Source organism: Corynebacterium pilosum DSM 20521 = CIP 103422 (genome assembly GCF_000373805.1).
Lineage (GTDB): Bacteria > Actinomycetota > Actinomycetes > Mycobacteriales > Mycobacteriaceae > Corynebacterium > Corynebacterium pilosum.
In genome coordinates, this window is the sequence record NZ_KB892449.1 from 23,302 (window position 1) to 42,544 (window position 19,243).

Sequence of the window (19,243 nt, forward strand, 5' to 3'; positions counted from 1 at the left end):
ACAACCCCATGTCCCCGAAGGTCCTATCGAACTACTTGGGCCAAAAATTTCCCCCGACTGATCAGCAAGCGGCTGTCATTGGGGCGGACCCTGGACCTTTGCTGGTCGTCGCTGGCGCCGGCGCGGGCAAGACTGAAACCATGGCGTCACGTGTGGTGTGGTTGGTGGCCAACGGGTTTGCCCGGCCTGTGGAAATTCTTGGGCTGACATTTACCCGCAAGGCTGCCCAGGAACTGGGGCGCCGCATTCGTGACCGGCTGAGCACCCTGGCCGCCAATACGGACTTGATGCGCCGCCTGGACCCGACAGGAACGCTGGCCGACGCACTCACCGTGATTACGCCGACAGTGGCCACCTACGATGCCTACGCCGCGGACCTGGTGCGCGAATACGGGTTGCTGGTGCCTGTGGAACCGGACGCGCGCCTGATCACCGCAGCGGAGCTGAATTCAATCGCCTGCGATGTGGTCACCAACTACACCGGAGAACTCGGCGCAAGTTCAACCGTGGGGACCGTGACCGAAAACCTGCTCGCCCTGGTCACGGAGATGGACAATGACCTGCACCCGCCAGAGTGGGTCCGCGAAGAAGCCGATGCGTTCATCGCGGAGGTGGACTCGCTGCCGAAGGGTCCCCGGCAGCGCACCGAACTGACCAAAACTATGGAGAGGTGGCTGAACGCACAACAGCTTCGCCGCGACTACCTGCCGCTGGTTACCGCCTTGAAACAGGAACTAGCACAGCGCGGTGTGGTCACGTTTAATGAGCAAATGTCGGTGGCGGCGCGTCTAGCCCGCGACCACGCGCAGGTGGGCACCTCGCAGCGTCGCCGATTCCGGGTGGTCATGCTGGACGAGTACCAAGACACCTCCCACGCGCAGCGCGTCTTGCTGCGCAGCCTTTTCGGTGAAGGCCGCGACTATCAGGACCACAGTCAGCACAACCGCACACCTCTAACGGTGACGGCGGTAGGCGACCCCATGCAAGCAATCTACGGGTGGCGCGGGGCCACCGCCGCCAACCTCGCAGCCTTCGTAGAAGACTTCCCGCTGCCAGACGGCCAGCCCGCGCCTAAGCGTGAACTGACTACCTCGTGGCGCAACCCGCCAGAAGTCCTCGCACTTGCCAACAGTGTGTCCGACGCGGTGCTGGGCAAAAGCCCAGCCACCCGCGCGGTAGCACGGCTGGAATCGCGCCCCAACCCAGACCCAGGTGAGGTCACCCTGGGCTTTTTCGCCACCGAGGCGGAAGAGATGGCGTTCGTCGCCGACACCCTAGCCGATCAGTTCCATAGCGAGGATGAGTTCTCTGCAGCGGTCCTGGTGCGCAAGAACGCACACTCCGCACTCATGGCCGAGCAGCTAGATCAGCGCGGGATTCCCTACGAAATCGTGGGACTGGCGGGCCTGTTGGACGTTCCCGAAGTCGCCGATGTCGTCGCACTGGCCACCATGCTGGTGCGCCCCGACGATTCTCAGGCAGCTCTGCGCATCCTCACCGGCCCGGCCTGCGGGCTTGGCGCGGCCGACCTCGTGGCTCTGGCCAACCGAGCAGCCAACCTCACCGCTGCAGGGAACAGCGATAAAGCCGACGCCGACGCCGACGCCGGGGGCGTCGACGATGATGCGGAACAGCATCCGACTGACCCCCTGGACCGGCTTCGGCAAGAGCTGGACCAGTTGGTCGTCGATACGCACGCAGCGACAAGCTACCCCGACCAACAAGCAGGCTTAACGGACGCAGTGGCAGACCTCGGCGAACCGGAACGTTATAGCAAGGAGGGGCTGCGCCGACTGCGGGAACTATCGTCGAAACTGCGCCAGCTGCGCATGTACAGCCTGGGCAAACGGCTGCCGGACGTCATCGCAGACATCATCTCCCTGTTCAACATCCGCACCGAAGTGCTCTCGCGGCCGAGTACCACGGGAACGGTGCACCTCGACAGGCTTGCCGACGAAGTGGCCGCCTACCCGGGCGCAAGCCTTGACGGGCTGCTGGACTACTTCGCGCTAGCCCGCGAACACGAGGACGGACTGACGCCTGGCACCGTCGCGGTGCGCACCGACCGCGTGCAGATTCTCACCGCCCACAAGGCCAAAGGGCTGGAATGGGACACTGTCGCCGTCGTCCACGCAGACCAGCGCACCTACTCGGCAAAAGCCGAAACCTTCCTCACCCAGGTCCAACGCCTGCCCAGCGAAGTATTCACCGCCATCGAAGAAGCCAGCGACAAGAAAGAATTCGAAGATGCCGGACAAGAATTCCTCAAAGGAGTACGCCAGGCATCCGCCGAAGAAACCGCGCGGCTGTTCTACGTGGCCATCACCCGCGCCGAACGCCGGCTGCTGATCACCGGCTCAGCAGCCACGCCCACGACGACGAAGGCAACAGGGCCCTACGAACACTTCGAGGCACTCAGCTCGCTTGTCGACGACAGTCAGATCGCAACGTGGGTCAGCAGTGAGGAAGCAGCTGCCGACGAGGAGTCAGCCCACCCGCAGGTAGAAGAGGGCACGTGGCCGCAGGAGGTCGTCGATAAGCGAACGCTCGAAGCCACTAAAGAAATCGATGCAGCCCTGAAAGACCTGCCGGAAGCAACCTCCGGCGAACTCTTCGACCTGTGGGAACGCGACACCACCGCTCTGATCGAGGAATATGAGGCGCTGCAATCGCCCGACGTGGACGTGGAAGTGCCCAGCGAGTTGACGGCCTCCGACATGGTGGCCATCAAGGCGGACCCAGAACAGTTCGCGCGCCGGGCAAGGCGGCCCGTGCCATTTAAGCCCAACGCTTATGCCAAGCGCGGCACCGCGTTCCATGAGTGGATCGAAGACTTCTATGGGGCACGCCCGCTGCTCGATGAGGACGAGCTGCCCGGTAATGATGAGGCGGACGTTGACGCGGACACACTGGTGATGCTGAAAGAGGGGTTCCAGAACAGCCACTGGGCGCAGAAGACACCACGGTATATTGAGCATCCTTTTGAGATCGCGCTGGGCAACTCGGTGGTGCGCGGACGCATGGACGCGGTGTTCTTGATCGACGACACCTGGTGGGTGGTGGACTGGAAGACCGGGCTGCGCCCCACGGGGGCGGAGATGGATACGGCCAAGATTCAGCTCGCCGTGTATCGGGAGGCGTGGAAGCGCATTGCCGACGACGGGCGCGACGTAGCCACAGCGTTTTTCTACGTGCGGACCGGGGAGGATTTCGCTCCGCGAGATGTGCCGGATCGGGAAGAATTGGAAAAGCTACTAGAGTTCTCACAAGGAGACAACAGTGAGAAAAGGAAGGCAGGCCCGTCGTGAGCCGATTACCGAAAATCCGGTCGCGGGCCCGGTTCCGTGGGGACGTAGAACTTGCGGAACAGCCGGATCACGCGCTGCTGGAAGTCATCCGCATGCCGGGAAACTTCCGCTCCAGCCCGTGGGCGCTGATGAGCCGCCGCTTCGCCTACGCCGCGGTGATCTTGGTTGTCGTTGCGTTCTTCGTCTACCTGGACAGGGACGGCTACACGGAAAAACTGACGTTCATTGATGCGGTCTACTACACGGCCGTGTCGCTGTCGTCGACAGGCTACGGCGATATTACGCCGGTGACTCAAGGCGCTCGTCTGTTTAATATTTTGGTGATGACACCGGCGCGCATCGCTTTCCTGATGCTGCTGGTCGGCACCACCCTGTCCGTCTTGACCGAGGACTCACGCAGAACGCTTCAAATTCAACGCTGGAGGAAAACAGTGCGCAACCACACCATCGTCATCGGCTACGGGACCAAAGGCCGTTCTGCCGTCGACGCGCTGCTGGCCGACGGTGTTGCCCCAGGAAATATCGTGGTCATCGACAATGACCGCACCGCTTTATCGCGCGCCGAATCCGACGGGCTGGTCGCAGTGCAGGGCAACGGCACCAAGTCGGACGTGTTAAAGATCGCCGGCGTCACCCGCGCGAAATCCGTGGTAGTGGCCACCAGCAGCGACGATACCGCTGTCCTGTGCACACTGTCGGTGCGTGAACTCGCCCCGTCCGTCATGATTGTCGCCAGCGTCCGCGAGGGAGAGAACCAACACCTGCTGCGCCAATCCGGCGCGGACTCCGTGGTGATTTCCTCAGAGACCGCCGGCCGCTTGCTGGGGCTGGCCACCGTCACCCCGTCCGTGGTGGAAATGACCGAAGACCTGCTCAGCCCCGACGAAGGTTTCGCCGTGGCAGAACGCCCCATCTCCGAAGACGAGGTGGGTGCTAATCCCCGCCACTTGGCTGATATCGTGCTGGGGCTGGTGCGCTCCGGCGAGTTGTACCGCCTGGACTCGCCAGAGGCCGAGACGGTCGAACCGGGCGACCGCCTCCTGTATATCCGCCACGCCCCGGCAGAACCGGAGGTCCCGCGCGAATAATGGCACGCTATCTACTTCTCGACGACCAGGGTGCCTTTCCCGTCGACCAGTCCGGCCGCCCCCTGTACGTGGCCAGCGCGGCGGGGGAGTCGCTTGGCGTGTCCGTCCATGTCAGCGACGATACGTATGCGGTGCGGGTCCCACGTGAGGTGGTGCGCCACGTCTCCGCGCACGGGGTGGCCTATGCCCGCAACTTTGCGCAGAACCGGACGATTTCACGCGCGGTGAGCCTGCTGGCCAACCGGGCGCGCACCCTATTTGATCCCGCCGACGGCTCCCCGCTGCGTTACGACGAGGCCGGGTTCGTGGCTCGTGGCGATCGGGATTGGCCCATCTTCCCGCGTTTAGACCCGGCGGTGATTGGGGTGGTCGTCGATAAGCGAGCTGACGCCATCCTGCTGGCCGAAAACCGCCATCGCCGCGGTTTCTACTCCTGCATTGCCGGCTACGTCGAGCACGGCGAGAACCTGGAGGAAGCTTTCGCGCGCGAGGTCAAGGAGGAAACCGGCTACGGCTGCCACAATGTCACCTATTGGGCATCGCAGCCGTGGGCCATGTCGGGATCGTTGATGATGGGATTTTTCGCCGAGCGTACCGACGAGCCTCCGGCCGCAGAGACCGACGGCGAACTTGCCGATATCATCTGGGCCACACGCGATGACGTGGACCGCTTGCCGCTACCGTTGCCCGGATCGTTGGCGCGCAGTCTCATCGACACGTGGCGTGCAGGCAAGCATGAGATTAGAAAGGCAGGCGCATGATGGAGCAGGGCACGATTGATCTGAGTGTGCTTGACGACGACCAACGCGTCGCCGCCACCGCACCACGCGGGCCGGTGTGCATCCTGGCCGGTGCAGGTACGGGTAAGACGCGCACGATTACCTACCGCATTGCGCATCTGATTGACCAGGGGCAGGCCTCCCCGAACCGGGTGCTTGCCGTGACCTTTACGTCGCGGGCAGCCGGTGAGATGCGCGACCGCCTCCGCACGATGGGCATCGGGGGAGTGCAGGCCCGCACGTTCCACGCGGCGGCGCTGCGCCAACTGCGTTACTTCTGGCCACAGGTATACGGCGATATGCCCTGGCGGCTGATCGACAATAAGTTTCCGCTAGTGGGTAGGGCCGCGCGCAGCGTGGGACTGGATAGTTCCAAAGATATGGTCCGCGACCTGCTCGGTGAGATCGAGTGGGCGAAGGCCACGTTGCTCAGCCCGGATGGCTATAAGGAGCGGGTCGACGATTATCACCGCACCCCGCCGGTGGACGCCGCCAAGGTGGCCGAGGTGTACAGCCGCTATGAGGAATCCAAGACCAGCCCCGAGGGCATGCTGCTGGATTTCGACGACCTGCTGGTGCACGTCGCCGGTGCCTTGGAGAACTCGCCGGCAGTCGCCGAAGAGTTCCGCAACCAGTACCGCACCTTTGTCGTCGACGAGTATCAGGACGTTACCCCGCTGCAGCAGCGCGTACTGGAGGCGTGGCTGGGGCAGCGCGATGACCTCACAGTGGTGGGCGATGCGAACCAGACGATTTACTCCTTCACTGGCGCAACCCCTGATTACCTGCTGAATTTCTCGCGCACCTATGAAAACGCCACCGTGGTGAAGCTGCAGCGGGACTACCGCTCCACCCCGGAGATCGCGGGCCTGGCCAACACCGTGATTGGGAAGGCCACCGGCCGGGCCGCGGGCACCCGCCTGGAACTGATCGGTATGCGTGAGCACGGCCCCCAGCCGACCTTCAACGCTTACGACGACGAACCCACCGAGGCCCGCGAAGTGGCCGGAAAGATCCTCAGCCTGATCAATGCGGGTGTTCCGGCAGGGGAGATCGCGGTCCTCTACAGGGTGAACGCGCAGTCGGCGGAGTTTGAGCAGGCTCTGTCGGATGCAGGCATCGTCTACCAGGTCCGGGGCGGCGAGGGCTTTTTCACCCGCCCCGAGGTGCGCGAAGCCATCCAGGCTCTTACCGCCGCGACGAGGCAGCCGCACCTGCAACAAAGCCCCGTCCAGGCTGCCCGGGAGGTCCTTGCTCCGCTGGGGCTGACCCCCACAGAGCCTCAGGGTGCCCGCGCCCGCGAACGCTGGCAGGTCCTAGGTGCGCTGGTGGACTTGATCGAAGGCATCGTCAATCACGGCGAGGCCACAGACTTAGTCGGCGTGCTGCAGTCCTTGCACAAGCGTGCCGAGTCCAAGCAGCCGCCCGCTGTCGACGGGGTCACGCTGGCCAGCTTGCACGCCGCCAAGGGCTTGGAGTGGGACGCCGTGTTCCTCGTGGGCCTGGTGGAAAACACTGTGCCGATCTCGCATGCGATTAAGGCCGGCGATGAGCAGATCGAGGAGGAGCGCCGCCTGTTCTATGTCGGTGTCACCCGCGCCCGGGTGCATCTGCACTTGTCGTGGGCGCTTGCCCGCCAGGAAGGCGGCAATAAGTCGCGCAAGCGTTCCCGCTTCCTCGACGGCATCGCCCCGGAACTCGAGGTGGAGAAGTCTCCTGAGCGGCTGAAGCGCGCGAAGAGCTGCCGCGTGTGCGGTTTCCCGCTGGACACGCCTGCGGAGAAATCGCTAGGCAGGCATGCTGATTGCGATCCGGGTTTTAATGAGGACATTTTCTTCGCGTTGAAGCAGTGGCGCCTGGATCTGTCGCGGGAGCGGAACCAGCCTGCCTACATGATATTCACGGACGCCACCCTCATGTCCATCGCGGAGGCGAACCCGACCAGCCACGCCGAGCTTCTGGACATCTCCGGCGTCGGCCCCTCCAAGGTGGAGAACTTCGGCGACGATGTCCTGGAGGTCCTCGCGGGGTTCAATTAGTCACCATCGACTGCGCCGCTGCACACGGGGCACTTCGGGTGTCGCTCCACCATGCGCGTGGAGAGGGCCGGGGTAGCAAACGGGTCCGCCACCACCACCTCGCCGGGGATTGGGCGCGTGTGCGTGAGCCCGGGCGGCAAGCCCGGGCCAACCGAGCGACGCAGCTGCGTGCTGACCGCGGCGACACCGGCCGCAATCACCGTGGGATCAGTACTTGGCGGGCCCGCCGGAAAACGCAAGGTGATCGAGTTCCACATCCCATCAACCTGCCCATAATGCAGCTGGGTACACACCAGGCACGGGCCCACCCCACGCATCCGCACCGGCCCAACGACCACGTGCTGGTCCACAGCATTAACAGGCAAAATAACGTTGGAGACGCGCCTTAAACGCAGAGCCAAAGGTTGCGCCGAAGCAAGCTTATCGACGAGCACCGTCGCCGAAGGAGGAGGAACGCGCCCAATGAATTCAACATCTGTCTCGTGCCTCATGGGGCGCCGCACCGAAAACCCGACATCGTTCAGGTGGGAGCACAGTGCGCGGGCCAAAGGACTATGCCCCAGCACGTACACACTGTCGCGCGTCTGCGGGGCGAGGATGCGAAAGGCGATCAGATCGTCGACAAGCACCCCTGCCGTTGTTTGATCAGTGGCGGTGCGGGCAGCGATGGTGCTGACCAGCGACGTACGCGTTACTGGCTGGTGCAGTTTCTCGAAGATCTCCGCGAGTGCTTCGGCATGTGGCGTGGCGATGATGCCGGCGCGCGTGGCGTCAAGCCCAAACTGCAGGTGATCGCTGTCGCGGACGACGATGGCGACCCCGCGAGCAATAAGAAACGTCGTCTCTGTCACTACTTCTGTCATGACAAACTCTCCCCCTTGAGAATGTGATGAGCCTGCCTTGATTTCACCACAGCTACAATCGTCTGTCATGTCGAAGGTGAAAGTGATCCGGTCCGCCAAGCGTCGCCGCACCATTCAGGCCCGCGACAAGGGCGACCATATTGAGGTGCGCATCCCGGCCACATTCACCAAACGACAAGAAGAAGACGCCGTGGCGGAGATGGTGGCCAAACTAGCCGCCAAGAACCGCTCCCGCCATACCAGTGACGCTGACCTGCAGGCCAGGGCCGAGAAGCTTAACGACGAGATCCTCGGCGGCCGAGCACGCGTGGGCTCCATTCGGTGGGTAAGCAACCAGAACACGCGCTGGGGCTCATGCACCGTGGCCACGGGCGATATCCGCATTAGTGACCGGCTGAAAGAAGCCCCCGACTATGTGGTGGATTCGGTCATCGTCCATGAGCTCACGCACACATTTATCCCAGGGCATGGGCCGGATTTTTGGCAGTGGGCAGACAAAACGCCCCTCGCCGAGCGGGCGAAGGGCTTTTTGGAGGCGTTCGGTCGGTTTCGCTAGAGCAGCTTAAAGCTGCTTAGAGCTCCGTGCCGTCGTCGCGGCCATCGTCCTTCCCGTCGCCTTCCTCACGCTCATCGGGGGAGGGCTCGTTGCGCAGCATTTCTTCCAGCTTGGCGATTTCTTCGTCGAACTTCGTGTCAGGTGCGTCGTCGAGAAGCGCGTCGATGAACGCAGCCGGATTATCCAAGTGCTCGGCAGAGGGCAGCAGGTCGGGGTGATCCCACACCTTGTCGCGACGACCCACACCGACGGCCTGGGTGGCTCGGCGCCATAGCTCCGCGGCCTTATCCACGCGGGGGGTCTCGAATTCGATGCCCACGATCTTGGAAAACGCCTGCTCCGCAGAACCACCGGTGGCGCGGCGGCGGCGCCATGCCTCGCTCATCGCTACCTCGGAAGGGAAACGTTCCTGCAGAGCCTCGGTGACAACAACGTCCACCCAGCCTTCCACCAACGCCAGCAGCGTTTCCAGACGTGCGGTCGCGGTGGCGTTGCGCGAGCTAATGCGGGGCGAAAAGTCCATCCCCTGCAGCTTACTCATTGCGTCCTGGATCGCCTGCGGGTCACCGGATTCAAGGTTCAGTTCGCGGGCTGCCTCCTCCAAGTGGGAGGTGTCGATGACCAAACCATTGGCGTACTCCTCGACGGATGAAACGAGGCGCTCCACCAGCCAGGGAACGTGCTTGAATAGGCGCTGGCGTGCAACTTCACGCGCGGCGATGTAAACCAAGACCTCCTGGCCTGCCACGTTGAGGTCCTTGGAAATCTGGGCCACGTTGTTTGGCAGCACGGCAGTGGTGCCAACAGGTGCGACGGGCAGGCCGAAGTCAGAACCGCTGATCGCCTGGGTAGCTAGCTCGCCGAGGGAGTGACCCAGCTGGATGCCGCCTTGCATGCTGTTGACCTGGTTCATCATCTGTGCCATCGGGCCCATCATCTCGCGGGCCTCCTCCGGCATCGCGTCCAGCTGGGCGCGGTTCATCTGGGAAGCGACCGGGGTAACAAAGCGCTGCCACATCGGCATCGTCTTTTCTAGCCAGTCAGTGGCATTCCAGGCTTCTACGCGGGTCTCTGCGGTTGGCAAAGTGGTGGCGTCGTTCAGCCACAGATCCGCCAAGCGCACGGATTCCTCGACGGCATTTTTGTCGCCATCGCTGACAGAAGAGACGTTGCCCATCTGTTGGCGCGCGGTGCGTTGCGCAATCTCATAGTTGACGGGGGAGGTGTTCGCCGAGTTCATGGAGTCACCCATGCCGGAGAGCATCTGGCCGAATTGGTTCAAGATATCGCCAAGACCGCCAGCACCGCCTTGAGGGCCACCAACGTGAAAGCCGAACGCGCCAAACGGGTTGTTGGCGTTGTTATCGTCGCGGCCGTTGTTATCGCCGTCGTTATCGTCGTTGCTGTCGTTGGGAAAGGAGAAACCGAATCCGTTACTCATGCACCCCACAGTACCGTCTTTCCACCCCACCTAGCCATGAGAAAGCCATGCCATCGCAACGCTGTGGGCGAACAAGTACAGAGCACACGCCCACTACGTCGCCGGGTGAACATGCATTAAGGTGGTTCTTCGTGAACGAAACGCGCTCGACCTCCCATCGCAGGCTCTCAACGATTGTTCTTGGGGCCATTCCAGTTGTGGCCCTGGCAGGTTTGGTGACTTTGGATCACATCCCAGGCACCGATATTTCCCTGGCAGTGCCCTATGCGGCGCAAGGGCCAGGCCCCACGTTCAACACTTTAGGTGAGGTTGACGGCGCCCCAGTCGTGGAAATCACCGGGGTAGATTCGGATGAGACCAGCGGCAACCTCAACATGACGACGGTTTCTGTGCGCACCAACATGACGTTGGCGCAGGCTGTGGGGCGGTGGCTGTTCACCGATGACACGATGGTGCCCATCGAGCAGGTCATGCCGCCTGATAAGAGCGAAGAGGAAATCCAGCAAAGCAACGAGCAAGCTTTCGTCTCCTCGGAGGCGGCAGCGACGGTCGCTGCGATGAACTACCTGGGCAAGCCCACCATCGTCGTCGTACATGACACCGTGGAGGGGACTGCTGCGGACGGCTCCGTCGAACCCGCGGACATCATCCTTGCCGTCGACGGCACCGAAGTATCCCAGCCGGGCGTGGTCCAGGAGATCGTCCGTTCGAAGGCACCGGGTGACACACTTGAGCTCACCTTGGAGCGTAACGACGAGGAACGCACCGAAACGATCACGCTGGGGGAGCACCCAGAAGAAGAAGGTGTTGCCCTACTCGGAATTACGATGACCTCCGAACCGGAGGAATCCATCAATGTGGAGTACAACCTCAACGACATCGGCGGGCCCTCCGCCGGCATGATGTTTTCTTTGGCCGTGATCGACAAGCTATCGCCGGGCGAACTCAACGGGGGTAACTTCGTAGCCGGTACCGGCACCATTTCTGAAGATGGCACCGTGGGGCCTGTCGGCGGGATTCAGCACAAGGTCACGGCCGCGAAGGAGGAAGGCGCTGAACTCTTCCTCGCTCCGGCGGACAACTGTGCAGAAGCTCTTCGGGCGCGCCCAGGCGACCTAGTGATCGCGAAGGTCAACACGTTGGATGATGCTATTGCTGCCATGGACGCGTTCGAGGCAGGCGAAGAAGTGGCCACCTGCACGCGCTAGGCGTTGTCGATATTTGCGGAGGCGTTCTCGTCGTCACGCTCCGCGTCCTTGTCCCGCTCCTCGCGGTTCTCGTTGTCAGCGGGGCGCTCGGCCAGCCCGAGTTCATAAATCTTCGTCTCAGGGTCTTCCTGATCCGAGGAGACCATCTGCTGCAGGACCAGGCCTTCGTCGTTATCCACGACGGTGATGACAGCCGTGGTGCCCAGCGTGGACCAGCCCACCACCTTGCGCCCGGTGTCTTCCACAACACGGGATGAGCGCAGCTCCGTCAACAGCTGCGTGGTCGAAGCGGCCTTGGAGGAAGAATCAAAGAACTGGAACTGGCCGACATCCGGCCCAGAACAATCGTAGGATCCCTTCAAACCTGTACTGGTGCACGAGTCAAATTCGTCGAACAGGGAATCCGGCGCCAAGGAGGAGAACTTCTCCTGCACCTCTTTGACGCTCCTGCGGTCGGCTTTATCACCAGTGCTAACTGGGCTTGTGCTTGTCGACGATCGACTGCTGCTTGTCGACGATTCCTCCGTGGTTTCCTCAGTTGTCGTCGTCTCGGGGGAGCTTGAGGACTCAGCGCTGGTTGGCGCCGCGGTCTCTGCTGGGGCGCTGGACGTGGTGGGGTCATCCACCGCCTCACCGGAGTTACACGCGACGAGCACGCTGCCGGTGAGCAGACCGGCAGCGATGCCGGCGGTCAAACGGGTGATGTCAGTGCGGCGCACGGCACAAACTCCTCACGTGTTGGGATGTGTTTTCTACTCAGTCTAGATTACCTCTTCCGGGTCCTGCTCAAGGCCGTAGCGCAGGGCAGCGATCACGCCCGGTGCCACGTTAGGTCCACCGCGCAGCGAAATCTCATCTTCGGCGAACGGGCCGGCCTCTGCAATCTCTTCCTCCGAGGGGCGGATCTGCAAGAGAGTGAGCTCTTTGTCCTCATCACGCAGCACACCTGAGAAGAGGCGGGCTTGGCGCGGTTCAGGATCATCCGCGGACGCATCCCGGAACATGATCTCCTGTGCCAGAACCACGCCTTCTACCTCGTGGGGCCAGGCCAGACGCGCGCAGTAGTCGGCCAGTTCTTCGGATCCCGGGTCGATATGTTCGGGGAGGTGATCTTGCACGACCAGGGTGAGGGGAGAGGCTTGGGCATCGTCGTCAAGCCCGCCTAACTCAGCAAGCTGGTCCACGAGCATTGCCGTGGGAACGAGCGCGAACAACGTGGGCTTGGCATCCCAGCCTTCGGCGTGGACGAATTCGACCGCCTCCATCATCGCTTTGTTGAGTGCTTGTTGGGGGAACTCGGTGGGTGGGGTGGGGGACGAATCGGACAATGAGGGAACCCTTCTGGTCAATTATTCGTTGGACAATTTAGAGTAGAAGACTATACGCCTTCTTGTACCACTATTTCTTAAGGAGCACGGTTTTGGCTACTGGCCTGACTAATCCTCAACAACCCATCAAGAAGCCATCCAGTAAATGGGTGGTGACCTTGGTGGTCATTGGCGCACTTTTGGTGCTGCTACCGGCCATCGTGGGGCTCTATACCGATTTCCTCTGGTTCGGTGAACTCGACTATCGGGGGGTGTTTAATAATGTCATCCTCTCGCGCGTGGTCCTCTTCGTGATCTTCGCGCTCGTCGGCGGTCTGATTACGTACCTTGCGGCCTACATGGCCTGGCGCGGGCGTCCCGACGATCTGTCGTTTATCGATCCGAACTCGCCCATGGCGCACTACCGCGCCAACATCGAATCCAGCGTGAAGAGCCTGCTCACCTGGGTTCCTGTGGTGGTCGGCATCATCGCCGGCTTCCTGGGCCAGGGAAATTGGCGCACCTTCCTCCTGTGGGTCAACGGAGAGTCCTTCGGCGTGCAGGACCCGCAATATGGCCGCGATCTCGGGTTTTATGCCTTTAGCCTGCCGGCACTGAACTCCATTGTGGGCACGCTGTCGACCCTGCTGGTGATTGCACTGGTCATTTCGGCCGTTGCGCACTACATGCTGGGTGGAATTCGTATTGGCAACCAAGCCACGGGCCAAAAGGGACACGTGTCGAAGGCGGCGCGTATCCAGCTGGCTGTTATCGCCGGCCTGTGGATGCTGCTGCGCGCACTGAGCTACTGGCTGGAGCGCTACACCCTGCTCTACAACGAGAATGACATCTTCACCGGTGGTTCTTACACCGACATCAACGCCCAGCTGCCCGCGAAGATCATCTTGATGATCATCTCGGTGGTTGTGGCCGCGGCGTTCTTCTTCTCCATCGTGTACAAGGATCTGCGCGTGCCAGTGCTGGCCGTGGTCCTGATGGTGCTGTCTGCGCTGGTGATTGGCCAGGGCTGGCCGGTGCTGATGGAGCAGTTCTCCGTTAAGCCGAACCGCCAGGCCAAGGAAGCCGAGTACATCTCGCGCAACATCCAGTCCACTCGTGAGTCCTACGGGATTACCAACGACAAGGTGAACTACGTCGAGAACTGGGGCACCGACAACGTGTCCGACGAGGAAGTGGCGAACGAGGAAGCGACGATCTCCAACATCCGCCTGCTGGACCCAGAGATCATTTCCCCAACCTTCACCCAGAACCAGCAGCTGCGTAACTTCTACGGTTTCCCCGACGAGCTGTCGATGGACCGCTATGAGGTGGATGGTGAGCTGCGTGACTTCGTGGTTGCAGCCCGTGAGCTGGACCCGAACGCGTTGAGTGAAAACCAGCGCGACTGGATTAACCGCCACACCGTGTACACCCACGGCAACGGCTTCGTGGCCGCACAGGCCAATACTGTCGACGAGGCGGCTCAGGATGCCGGTTCCACCCGTGGTGGTTTCCCAGTGTTCACCGTGTCTGATCTGCAGACCAACCAGGCTGCACGCGAAAGCGAAGATGCTCAGGAGCTCGGCATTTACGCTGAGCAGCCACGCATCTACTACGGTCCAGTGATCGCTTCTGCTGAGGACGGCATGGATTACGCCATCGTCGGTAGTGATGACGGCACGGACGTGGAGTATGACACTGACACCAGCCAGTTCACCTACGACGGTGAGGGCGGCGTGAACGTGGGCAACTGGTTCAACCGTGTGGCGTATGCGCTGAAGTACGGCGAGATGAACATGATCCTGTCGGACCGTGTGAACTCCGAGTCCAAGATTCTGTATGACCGCGACCCACGCGAGCGCGTGGAGAGGGTCGCCCCATGGTTAACGACGGACTCTAAGACCTATCCCACCGTGGTGGATGGTCGCGTGAAGTGGGTCGTCGATGGCTACACCACGCTTAGCGAGCTGCCATACTCCACGCGTACTTCGCTCAGCGGTGCTACGCAGGACGCGTTGAACCCTGATGGCACGACGCAGCGTCTGATCACCAATGAGGTTGGATACATCCGTAACTCGGTGAAGGCCACGGTCGATGCCTACGATGGCACCGTCACCTTGTATGCCTACGATGAATCGGATCCCGTTCTGAAGGCGTGGATGAACGTCTTCCCGGACACGGTGCAGCCGAAGTCCGAGATTTCCGATGAGCTGAATGAGCACTTGCGCTACCCAGAGGACCTGTTCAAGGTTCAGCGCGAGCTGCTGGCCCGTTACCATGTGGACGACCCGGGCGTGTTCTTCAACAATGACGCTTTCTGGTCCGTGCCGAACGACCCGACCGCGCCGGAAGGCCGCCAAGAGTTGAACCAGCCGCCGTACTACGTTGTGGCAGCTGATCCTGAGTCTGGTGAGCCAACCTTCCAGATGATTTCCCCATTCCGCGGCCTGAACCGTGAGTTCCTGTCTGCGCACATGACGGTGACCTCGGATCCGGAGAACTACGGCCAGATCACCATGCGTGTTCTGCCGACGAACACCCAGACCCAGGGTCCGAAGCAGGTCCAGGACGCGATGATGTCTTCTGACCAGGTTGCCCGTGACCGCACCCTGTGGGAGGGCACGAACGACCTGCACAACGGTAACCTTCTGGCCCTGCCTGTCGGCGGTGGCGAGATCCTGTGGGTGGAGCCGATCTACTCGCAGCGCAAGGACCAGGCTTCGGCCTTCCCGAAGCTGTTGCGCATGCTGGTGTTCTACAAGGGCCGCGTCGGTTATGCCCCGACGGTGTCCCAGGCACTGGAGCAGGTCGGTATTGACTCCGCTGCGGCTCAGGACATCGATCTTGTCGACGAGAACGGCAATACCATCGAGAATCCGGAAGAGACGGAATCTTCTGCCAACGATGAGGCGCAGGAGGAGACGGACACTGAGGAGGCTAGGGAGACTAGTGCACCGGCTGCACCTCCGGCCGATGCGGATGCCGCGCTGCAGCGTATCGACGATGCACTGGGCGGCTTGGAGGGCGCACGCGACGGCTCCTTCGAGGAATACGGTCGTGCACTTGATGAGTTGGATAAGGCAGTGGCTGATTACCAAAGCCTGACCCAGTAAACACCTGGTAAACGGTAGTTTTCTACAAGTTGAATCCCCTGGTGCGGAAATGTTCCGTACCAGGGGATTTGGCCTTTTTAATGAAGCTATGTATAGTAGATCATTGTTGCCCGGTACAAGGGTAGCAGGTGAAAAATTAAAGAAGATCACCCATCGCGGGGTGGAGCAGCTCGGTAGCTCGCTGGGCTCATAACCCAGAGGTCGTAGGTTCGAATCCTGCCCCCGCTACCATCTTCAGCCCCTCTCCTTCGGGAGAGGGGCTTTTTTCGTCGTGGCTGACTGTCCGGGGGAGAAGATCAGCAACATCAACGTTAAAAAATTCTGCCACTGCAAAAAGGTCTGTCACGCTCCAGCCAACCTGGCCGAGTGAACTGCTCTGGGTTTGTTTCGAGCTTGAATTTTGTTTCTATTATTTCTTGCGTCCGGTACTGGTTCCAAAATTCTGACTTACCTTCAGTTGGCGAGTGGAATGATCAGACCAACAGTGACGGGATCGTTTCAAAGGGTCGATAGGTGAAACAGGCAACAGTAAGATGCTTTTGTGGCTATAATGGCACATAAGAGCTGATTGCGTCGAATCTTTGGAGGAATTGTTATGTCACGTACCCGCCAAGTCATTCTCATCTTCGCCCTCATCGGTATCCTGATGGGTGTTTTTGCAGCCTTCCACAATATGCAAACTGGTCAGGTGGGCTGGAACACCATCTTCACCATTATCCAGACCATCGTCGGCATCGTGTTGGCCGTCATGGTGGCTAACGATGCTAACCCTGGAACCGCTAACCAGCGCAAGCTGGAAGAGGAGAGGGTAGCAAGTCGCAACTAGGCAATTGCCCCTCGATATGTGCCCCGTCAGATTCAGTCTGGCGGGGTATTTTGTTGCTCATCGACGCGTCCAGCGGAGTAGGCAAGTCCTCGCTACGGTGGATCTGTACATACTGTACGTTTCAAATTTCCGAAACCATAGATCTATATGAAAGGTATTTTCGTGAGAGTTCTGATTGTCCGCGCGCACCCACTGGAGTCCAACAAATCTCGGTCGATGACCATGGCGGACACGTTCCGGGATGCATTCAAGGAAACACACCCCGATGCACGAGTCGAAGAACTGCGCCTCTATGAAGTGGCAATCCCAGAGATCGATATGGATTTGCTGTCCGGCTGGGAGGCGCTCGCTGGGGGCGAGCACTTCGCCCACCTCACCCAACAGCAGCAGGCCAAGCTGACCTTGTATGACAACTACACCGACCAGTTCCTCAACGCTGACCTGGTGGTCGTAGCGAACCCGCTATGGAACCTGTCCATCCCCACTCGCCTGAAGGCATGGGTGGACACGATCTGCCGCTCCGGCGTGACATTCCGCTATACCGACACCGGCGCCGCAGAAGGTCTGGTCCAGGGCAAGAAGTTGGTCCATCTGCAGGCATCGGGCGGGCATTTTGGCGGCAATGACCCCGCCGCCCAGTACATCAAGCAGATTGGCGCATTCCTGGGCTGCGAGGTCTCGTCCGTCATCGCCGAAGGGCTTGATCATGAGCCTCATCGTGCCGACGAAATCATGAATGACACACTCGAACGCGTCAGGGACTTGGCAAAGAAGATCTAAGGCGTTCTCGCGGTGGAGCCACCGGCGTCTGTATCGGGGGAGTCGCTGGAGTTGAGGAAGATCGACTCGTCGATACCGTGACGGGGGCCTTGGGGGGCGTAGGGGCCATCGTCGATACCCTGCGCGTCGATGGCTGCAGCAAGTTCTTCGTCCTCGGGGGAAGGCTCGTGATCGCCCATCCCCACTTGTAGTTGCTCATGGGCTTCGTCGATATGCCCGCCGCTGACGGCCTCGCGGTAGGAGAGGATCTCGCGGCGTAAAACGTTGGCTAGGAAGTAGATGCCCAGCAGGTTGGGGATGGCCATGAGGAAGAAGGAAGCATCGGCGAATGTGATCACGGCGTTCAGCGAAGCCGAGGCGCCGATGACCGGGCCGATCACCCAGATCGCCTTCAAGGTCCAGCGGGTAGCTGGGGAATCGCCGAAGATGTACACACCAGCCTGCTCAAAGTAGTAGGCGTAGGCCAAGACGGTGGAGAACCCGAACAGGGTGACTGCGACGGTCAGCAGGTACGGGAACCACGATGCAACAGTGGCGAAAGCGGATGCCGTTAGCGTGACACCTTCCACGTCTGCGCCGGCAGTTTCATGGACGCCGGTAATCACGATCGCGGTAGCGGTGAGCATGCACACCACCACGGAGTCGAAGAATGGTCCCCACATAGCGTTGAAACCCTCGGACGCGGGACGACGAGTCTTCGACGCCGAGTGCGCAAAGCCTGCAGTACCCACGCCAGCCGCGTTAGAGAACAAGGAACGCTGGATGCCGATTACCGCCACACCAATCGCGCCGCCTGCAACGCCCTCCGGTGAAAAGACGCCTGTGACCATAGATCCAAGCGCGGTTCCAAGCTGATCAATATTGACCACGATCACCGCCAGCACCGAAACCAGGTAGAGCAAAGCCATCGCTGGCGTAATGCGCGACGTCCACTTGCCGATGGAGGTCACACCTCCGATGATGACCAAGCCAACCAGGACCGCGATGATCAGGCCAAGCAGCCAGTTGTTGTTCTCTAGGAACTCATTATCTAACGACGAGGAGAGGATTGCCGCCACCTGGTTGGACTGGAACAAGTCAGCGCCGTACACACCGAGCAGAGTGAATAGAGCGTAGAGCCATGCCAACACGCCACCTGTCTTCTTCCATCCGATGGATTTTAGGCCGTCGCGCAGGTAGTACATGGGGCCGCCGGAGATGGTGCCGTCTTCATTGATGCGGCGGAACATCACACCGAGGGTGGCCTCCGCCATCTTCACGCTCATGCCCAGAAGTCCGAAGGCAGCGATCCATAGTGCCGCACCTGGTCCGCTGACAGAGACAGCAACCGCCACGCCGGCGATATTGCCCAGGCCGATGGTGCCGGACAGTTCTGTGGCCAGCGCCTGGAAGCTGGAGATCTCACCGGGGTCAGTCTTGCGGGTGAACTTGCCGGTGATTACCTTGAGGGAGTGGCGGGCACCCGTGATGGGCTGGAACTTCAGCCAAACGGTGAGGAAGATCGCTGCGGCCATCAGCCACAGCACGATGAGGGGAATGCCCCCGAAAATGGGAATCTCCGCGAAAACAATCGCGGAGAGCACATCGGCGACAGGGCCGACAACGGATTCAATGACTTGATCAAACTGATCCATGAAGCCTCAGATCTAGGATAAATACGCATATAGTCAAACTAATATATGATCCAAGGTTAGTGGTTTAGGTCACTGCTGAACCGTCACGGTTTTGTTGCCACCGTTAGATTGGCTGAGCCACCCTCTCAGGTGACTCGGTGATTGTAGCGTGCCCGGCCCAGTAGGTCTCCTCGTGCTCCGCGGGTGGGACCATCCCGAGGGTGGAGTGCAGTCGACGGGTGTTGTACCACTGCACCCACGACATGGTCGCCAGCTCCACGTCCACGATCGACTCCAAGCGCTCCGGGGTGAAGATCCGGGA

15 protein-coding genes and 1 tRNA gene are annotated in these 19,243 nt (G+C 60.9%); 10 read left to right on the top strand and 6 right to left on the bottom strand.

What is annotated here, in order from left to right; all coding sequences use genetic code 11:
- Positions 1-8 precede the first annotated feature (8 nt).
- The 4 genes from B097_RS12525 to B097_RS0105205 are packed head-to-tail and all read left to right on the top strand — an operon-like array spanning position 9 to position 7,214.
- On the top strand, positions 9-3,308 hold the full coding sequence (locus B097_RS12525) for an ATP-dependent helicase (protein ID WP_040429409.1): 3,300 nt from the start codon (positions 9-11) through the stop codon (positions 3,306-3,308).
- Entirely contained in the window at positions 3,305-4,396 is a 1,092-nt protein-coding gene (locus B097_RS0105195) for a potassium channel family protein (protein ID WP_018581486.1), read from the top strand. Before B097_RS12525 ends, B097_RS0105195 begins: the two co-directional genes overlap by 4 nt.
- Positions 4,396-5,157 carry an NAD(+) diphosphatase gene (locus B097_RS0105200; protein ID WP_018581487.1) on the top strand — a complete coding sequence of 254 codons (762 nt, stop codon included), beginning with the start codon at positions 4,396-4,398 and terminating at the stop codon, positions 5,155-5,157. The genes B097_RS0105195 and B097_RS0105200 overlap by 1 nt, the downstream gene beginning before the upstream one ends.
- Complete coding sequence (locus B097_RS0105205; RefSeq protein ID WP_018581488.1) at positions 5,154-7,214, top strand: ATP-dependent DNA helicase UvrD2; 2,061 nt, start codon at positions 5,154-5,156, stop codon at positions 7,212-7,214. The genes B097_RS0105200 and B097_RS0105205 overlap by 4 nt, the downstream gene beginning before the upstream one ends.
- Here the strand turns inward: B097_RS0105205 and B097_RS13110 are convergent.
- Positions 7,211-8,077, bottom strand: a complete 867-nt coding sequence (locus B097_RS13110) for a hypothetical protein (RefSeq protein WP_018581489.1) — start codon at positions 8,075-8,077, stop codon at positions 7,211-7,213. The two genes, B097_RS0105205 and B097_RS13110, sit on opposite strands and share 4 nt — an antisense overlap.
- Positions 8,078-8,144: 67 nt before the next feature.
- Here B097_RS13110 and B097_RS0105215 point away from each other — a divergent pair, with 67 nt between their 5' ends.
- Positions 8,145-8,633, top strand: coding sequence for a M48 metallopeptidase family protein (locus B097_RS0105215; protein ID WP_026254327.1), 489 nt, complete (start codon positions 8,145-8,147; stop codon positions 8,631-8,633).
- Positions 8,634-8,649: 16 nt separating this feature from the next.
- On the opposite strand, the gene B097_RS0105220 is transcribed toward B097_RS0105215, so the two are convergent.
- On the bottom strand, positions 8,650-10,074 hold the full coding sequence (locus tag B097_RS0105220; RefSeq protein WP_018581491.1) for a zinc-dependent metalloprotease: 1,425 nt from the start codon (positions 10,072-10,074) through the stop codon (positions 8,650-8,652).
- A gap of 131 nt (positions 10,075-10,205) precedes the next feature.
- Here B097_RS0105220 and B097_RS0105225 point away from each other — a divergent pair, with 131 nt between their 5' ends.
- On the top strand, positions 10,206-11,282 hold the full coding sequence (locus B097_RS0105225; protein ID WP_018581492.1) for a YlbL family protein: 1,077 nt from the start codon (positions 10,206-10,208) through the stop codon (positions 11,280-11,282).
- Here the strand turns inward: B097_RS0105225 and B097_RS0105230 are convergent.
- Together B097_RS0105230 and B097_RS0105235 are read right to left on the bottom strand one after the other, a co-directional pair.
- On the bottom strand, positions 11,279-12,001 hold the full coding sequence (locus B097_RS0105230) for a hypothetical protein (protein WP_018581493.1): 723 nt from the start codon (positions 11,999-12,001) through the stop codon (positions 11,279-11,281). The two genes, B097_RS0105225 and B097_RS0105230, sit on opposite strands and share 4 nt — an antisense overlap.
- 42 nt (positions 12,002-12,043) lie before the next feature.
- Positions 12,044-12,550, bottom strand: a complete 507-nt coding sequence (locus B097_RS0105235) for a PPA1309 family protein (RefSeq protein ID WP_048403112.1) — start codon at positions 12,548-12,550, stop codon at positions 12,044-12,046.
- Between the two features lie 152 nt (positions 12,551-12,702).
- On the opposite strand from B097_RS0105235, the gene B097_RS0105240 reads away from it, so the two are divergent.
- The 4 genes from B097_RS0105240 (at position 12,703) to B097_RS0105255 (ending at position 17,308) form a co-directional block, all read left to right on the top strand.
- Positions 12,703-15,702, top strand: a complete 3,000-nt coding sequence (locus B097_RS0105240) for a UPF0182 family protein (protein WP_081618010.1) — start codon at positions 12,703-12,705, stop codon at positions 15,700-15,702.
- A gap of 154 nt (positions 15,703-15,856) precedes the next feature.
- A tRNA-Met gene (locus B097_RS0105245) sits at positions 15,857-15,933 on the top strand.
- Positions 15,934-16,297: 364 nt separating this feature from the next.
- Positions 16,298-16,528 (top strand): hypothetical protein, encoded by a 231-nt coding sequence (locus tag B097_RS0105250; protein ID WP_018581496.1) that lies wholly within the window; start codon positions 16,298-16,300, stop codon positions 16,526-16,528.
- A 162-nt stretch (positions 16,529-16,690) separates the two neighbouring features.
- A complete protein-coding gene (locus B097_RS0105255) occupies positions 16,691-17,308 on the top strand; it encodes an FMN-dependent NADH-azoreductase (RefSeq protein WP_026254328.1) in 618 nt (205 codons plus the stop codon).
- On the opposite strand, the gene B097_RS0105260 is transcribed toward B097_RS0105255, so the two are convergent.
- On the bottom strand, positions 17,305-18,942 hold the full coding sequence (locus B097_RS0105260) for an alanine/glycine:cation symporter family protein (protein ID WP_018581498.1): 1,638 nt from the start codon (positions 18,940-18,942) through the stop codon (positions 17,305-17,307). The two genes, B097_RS0105255 and B097_RS0105260, sit on opposite strands and share 4 nt — an antisense overlap.
- Positions 18,943-19,045: 103 nt before the next feature.
- A partial coding sequence (locus B097_RS0105265; RefSeq protein ID WP_018581462.1) for an integrase core domain-containing protein occupies positions 19,046-19,243 on the bottom strand: 198 nt, incomplete at its 5' end.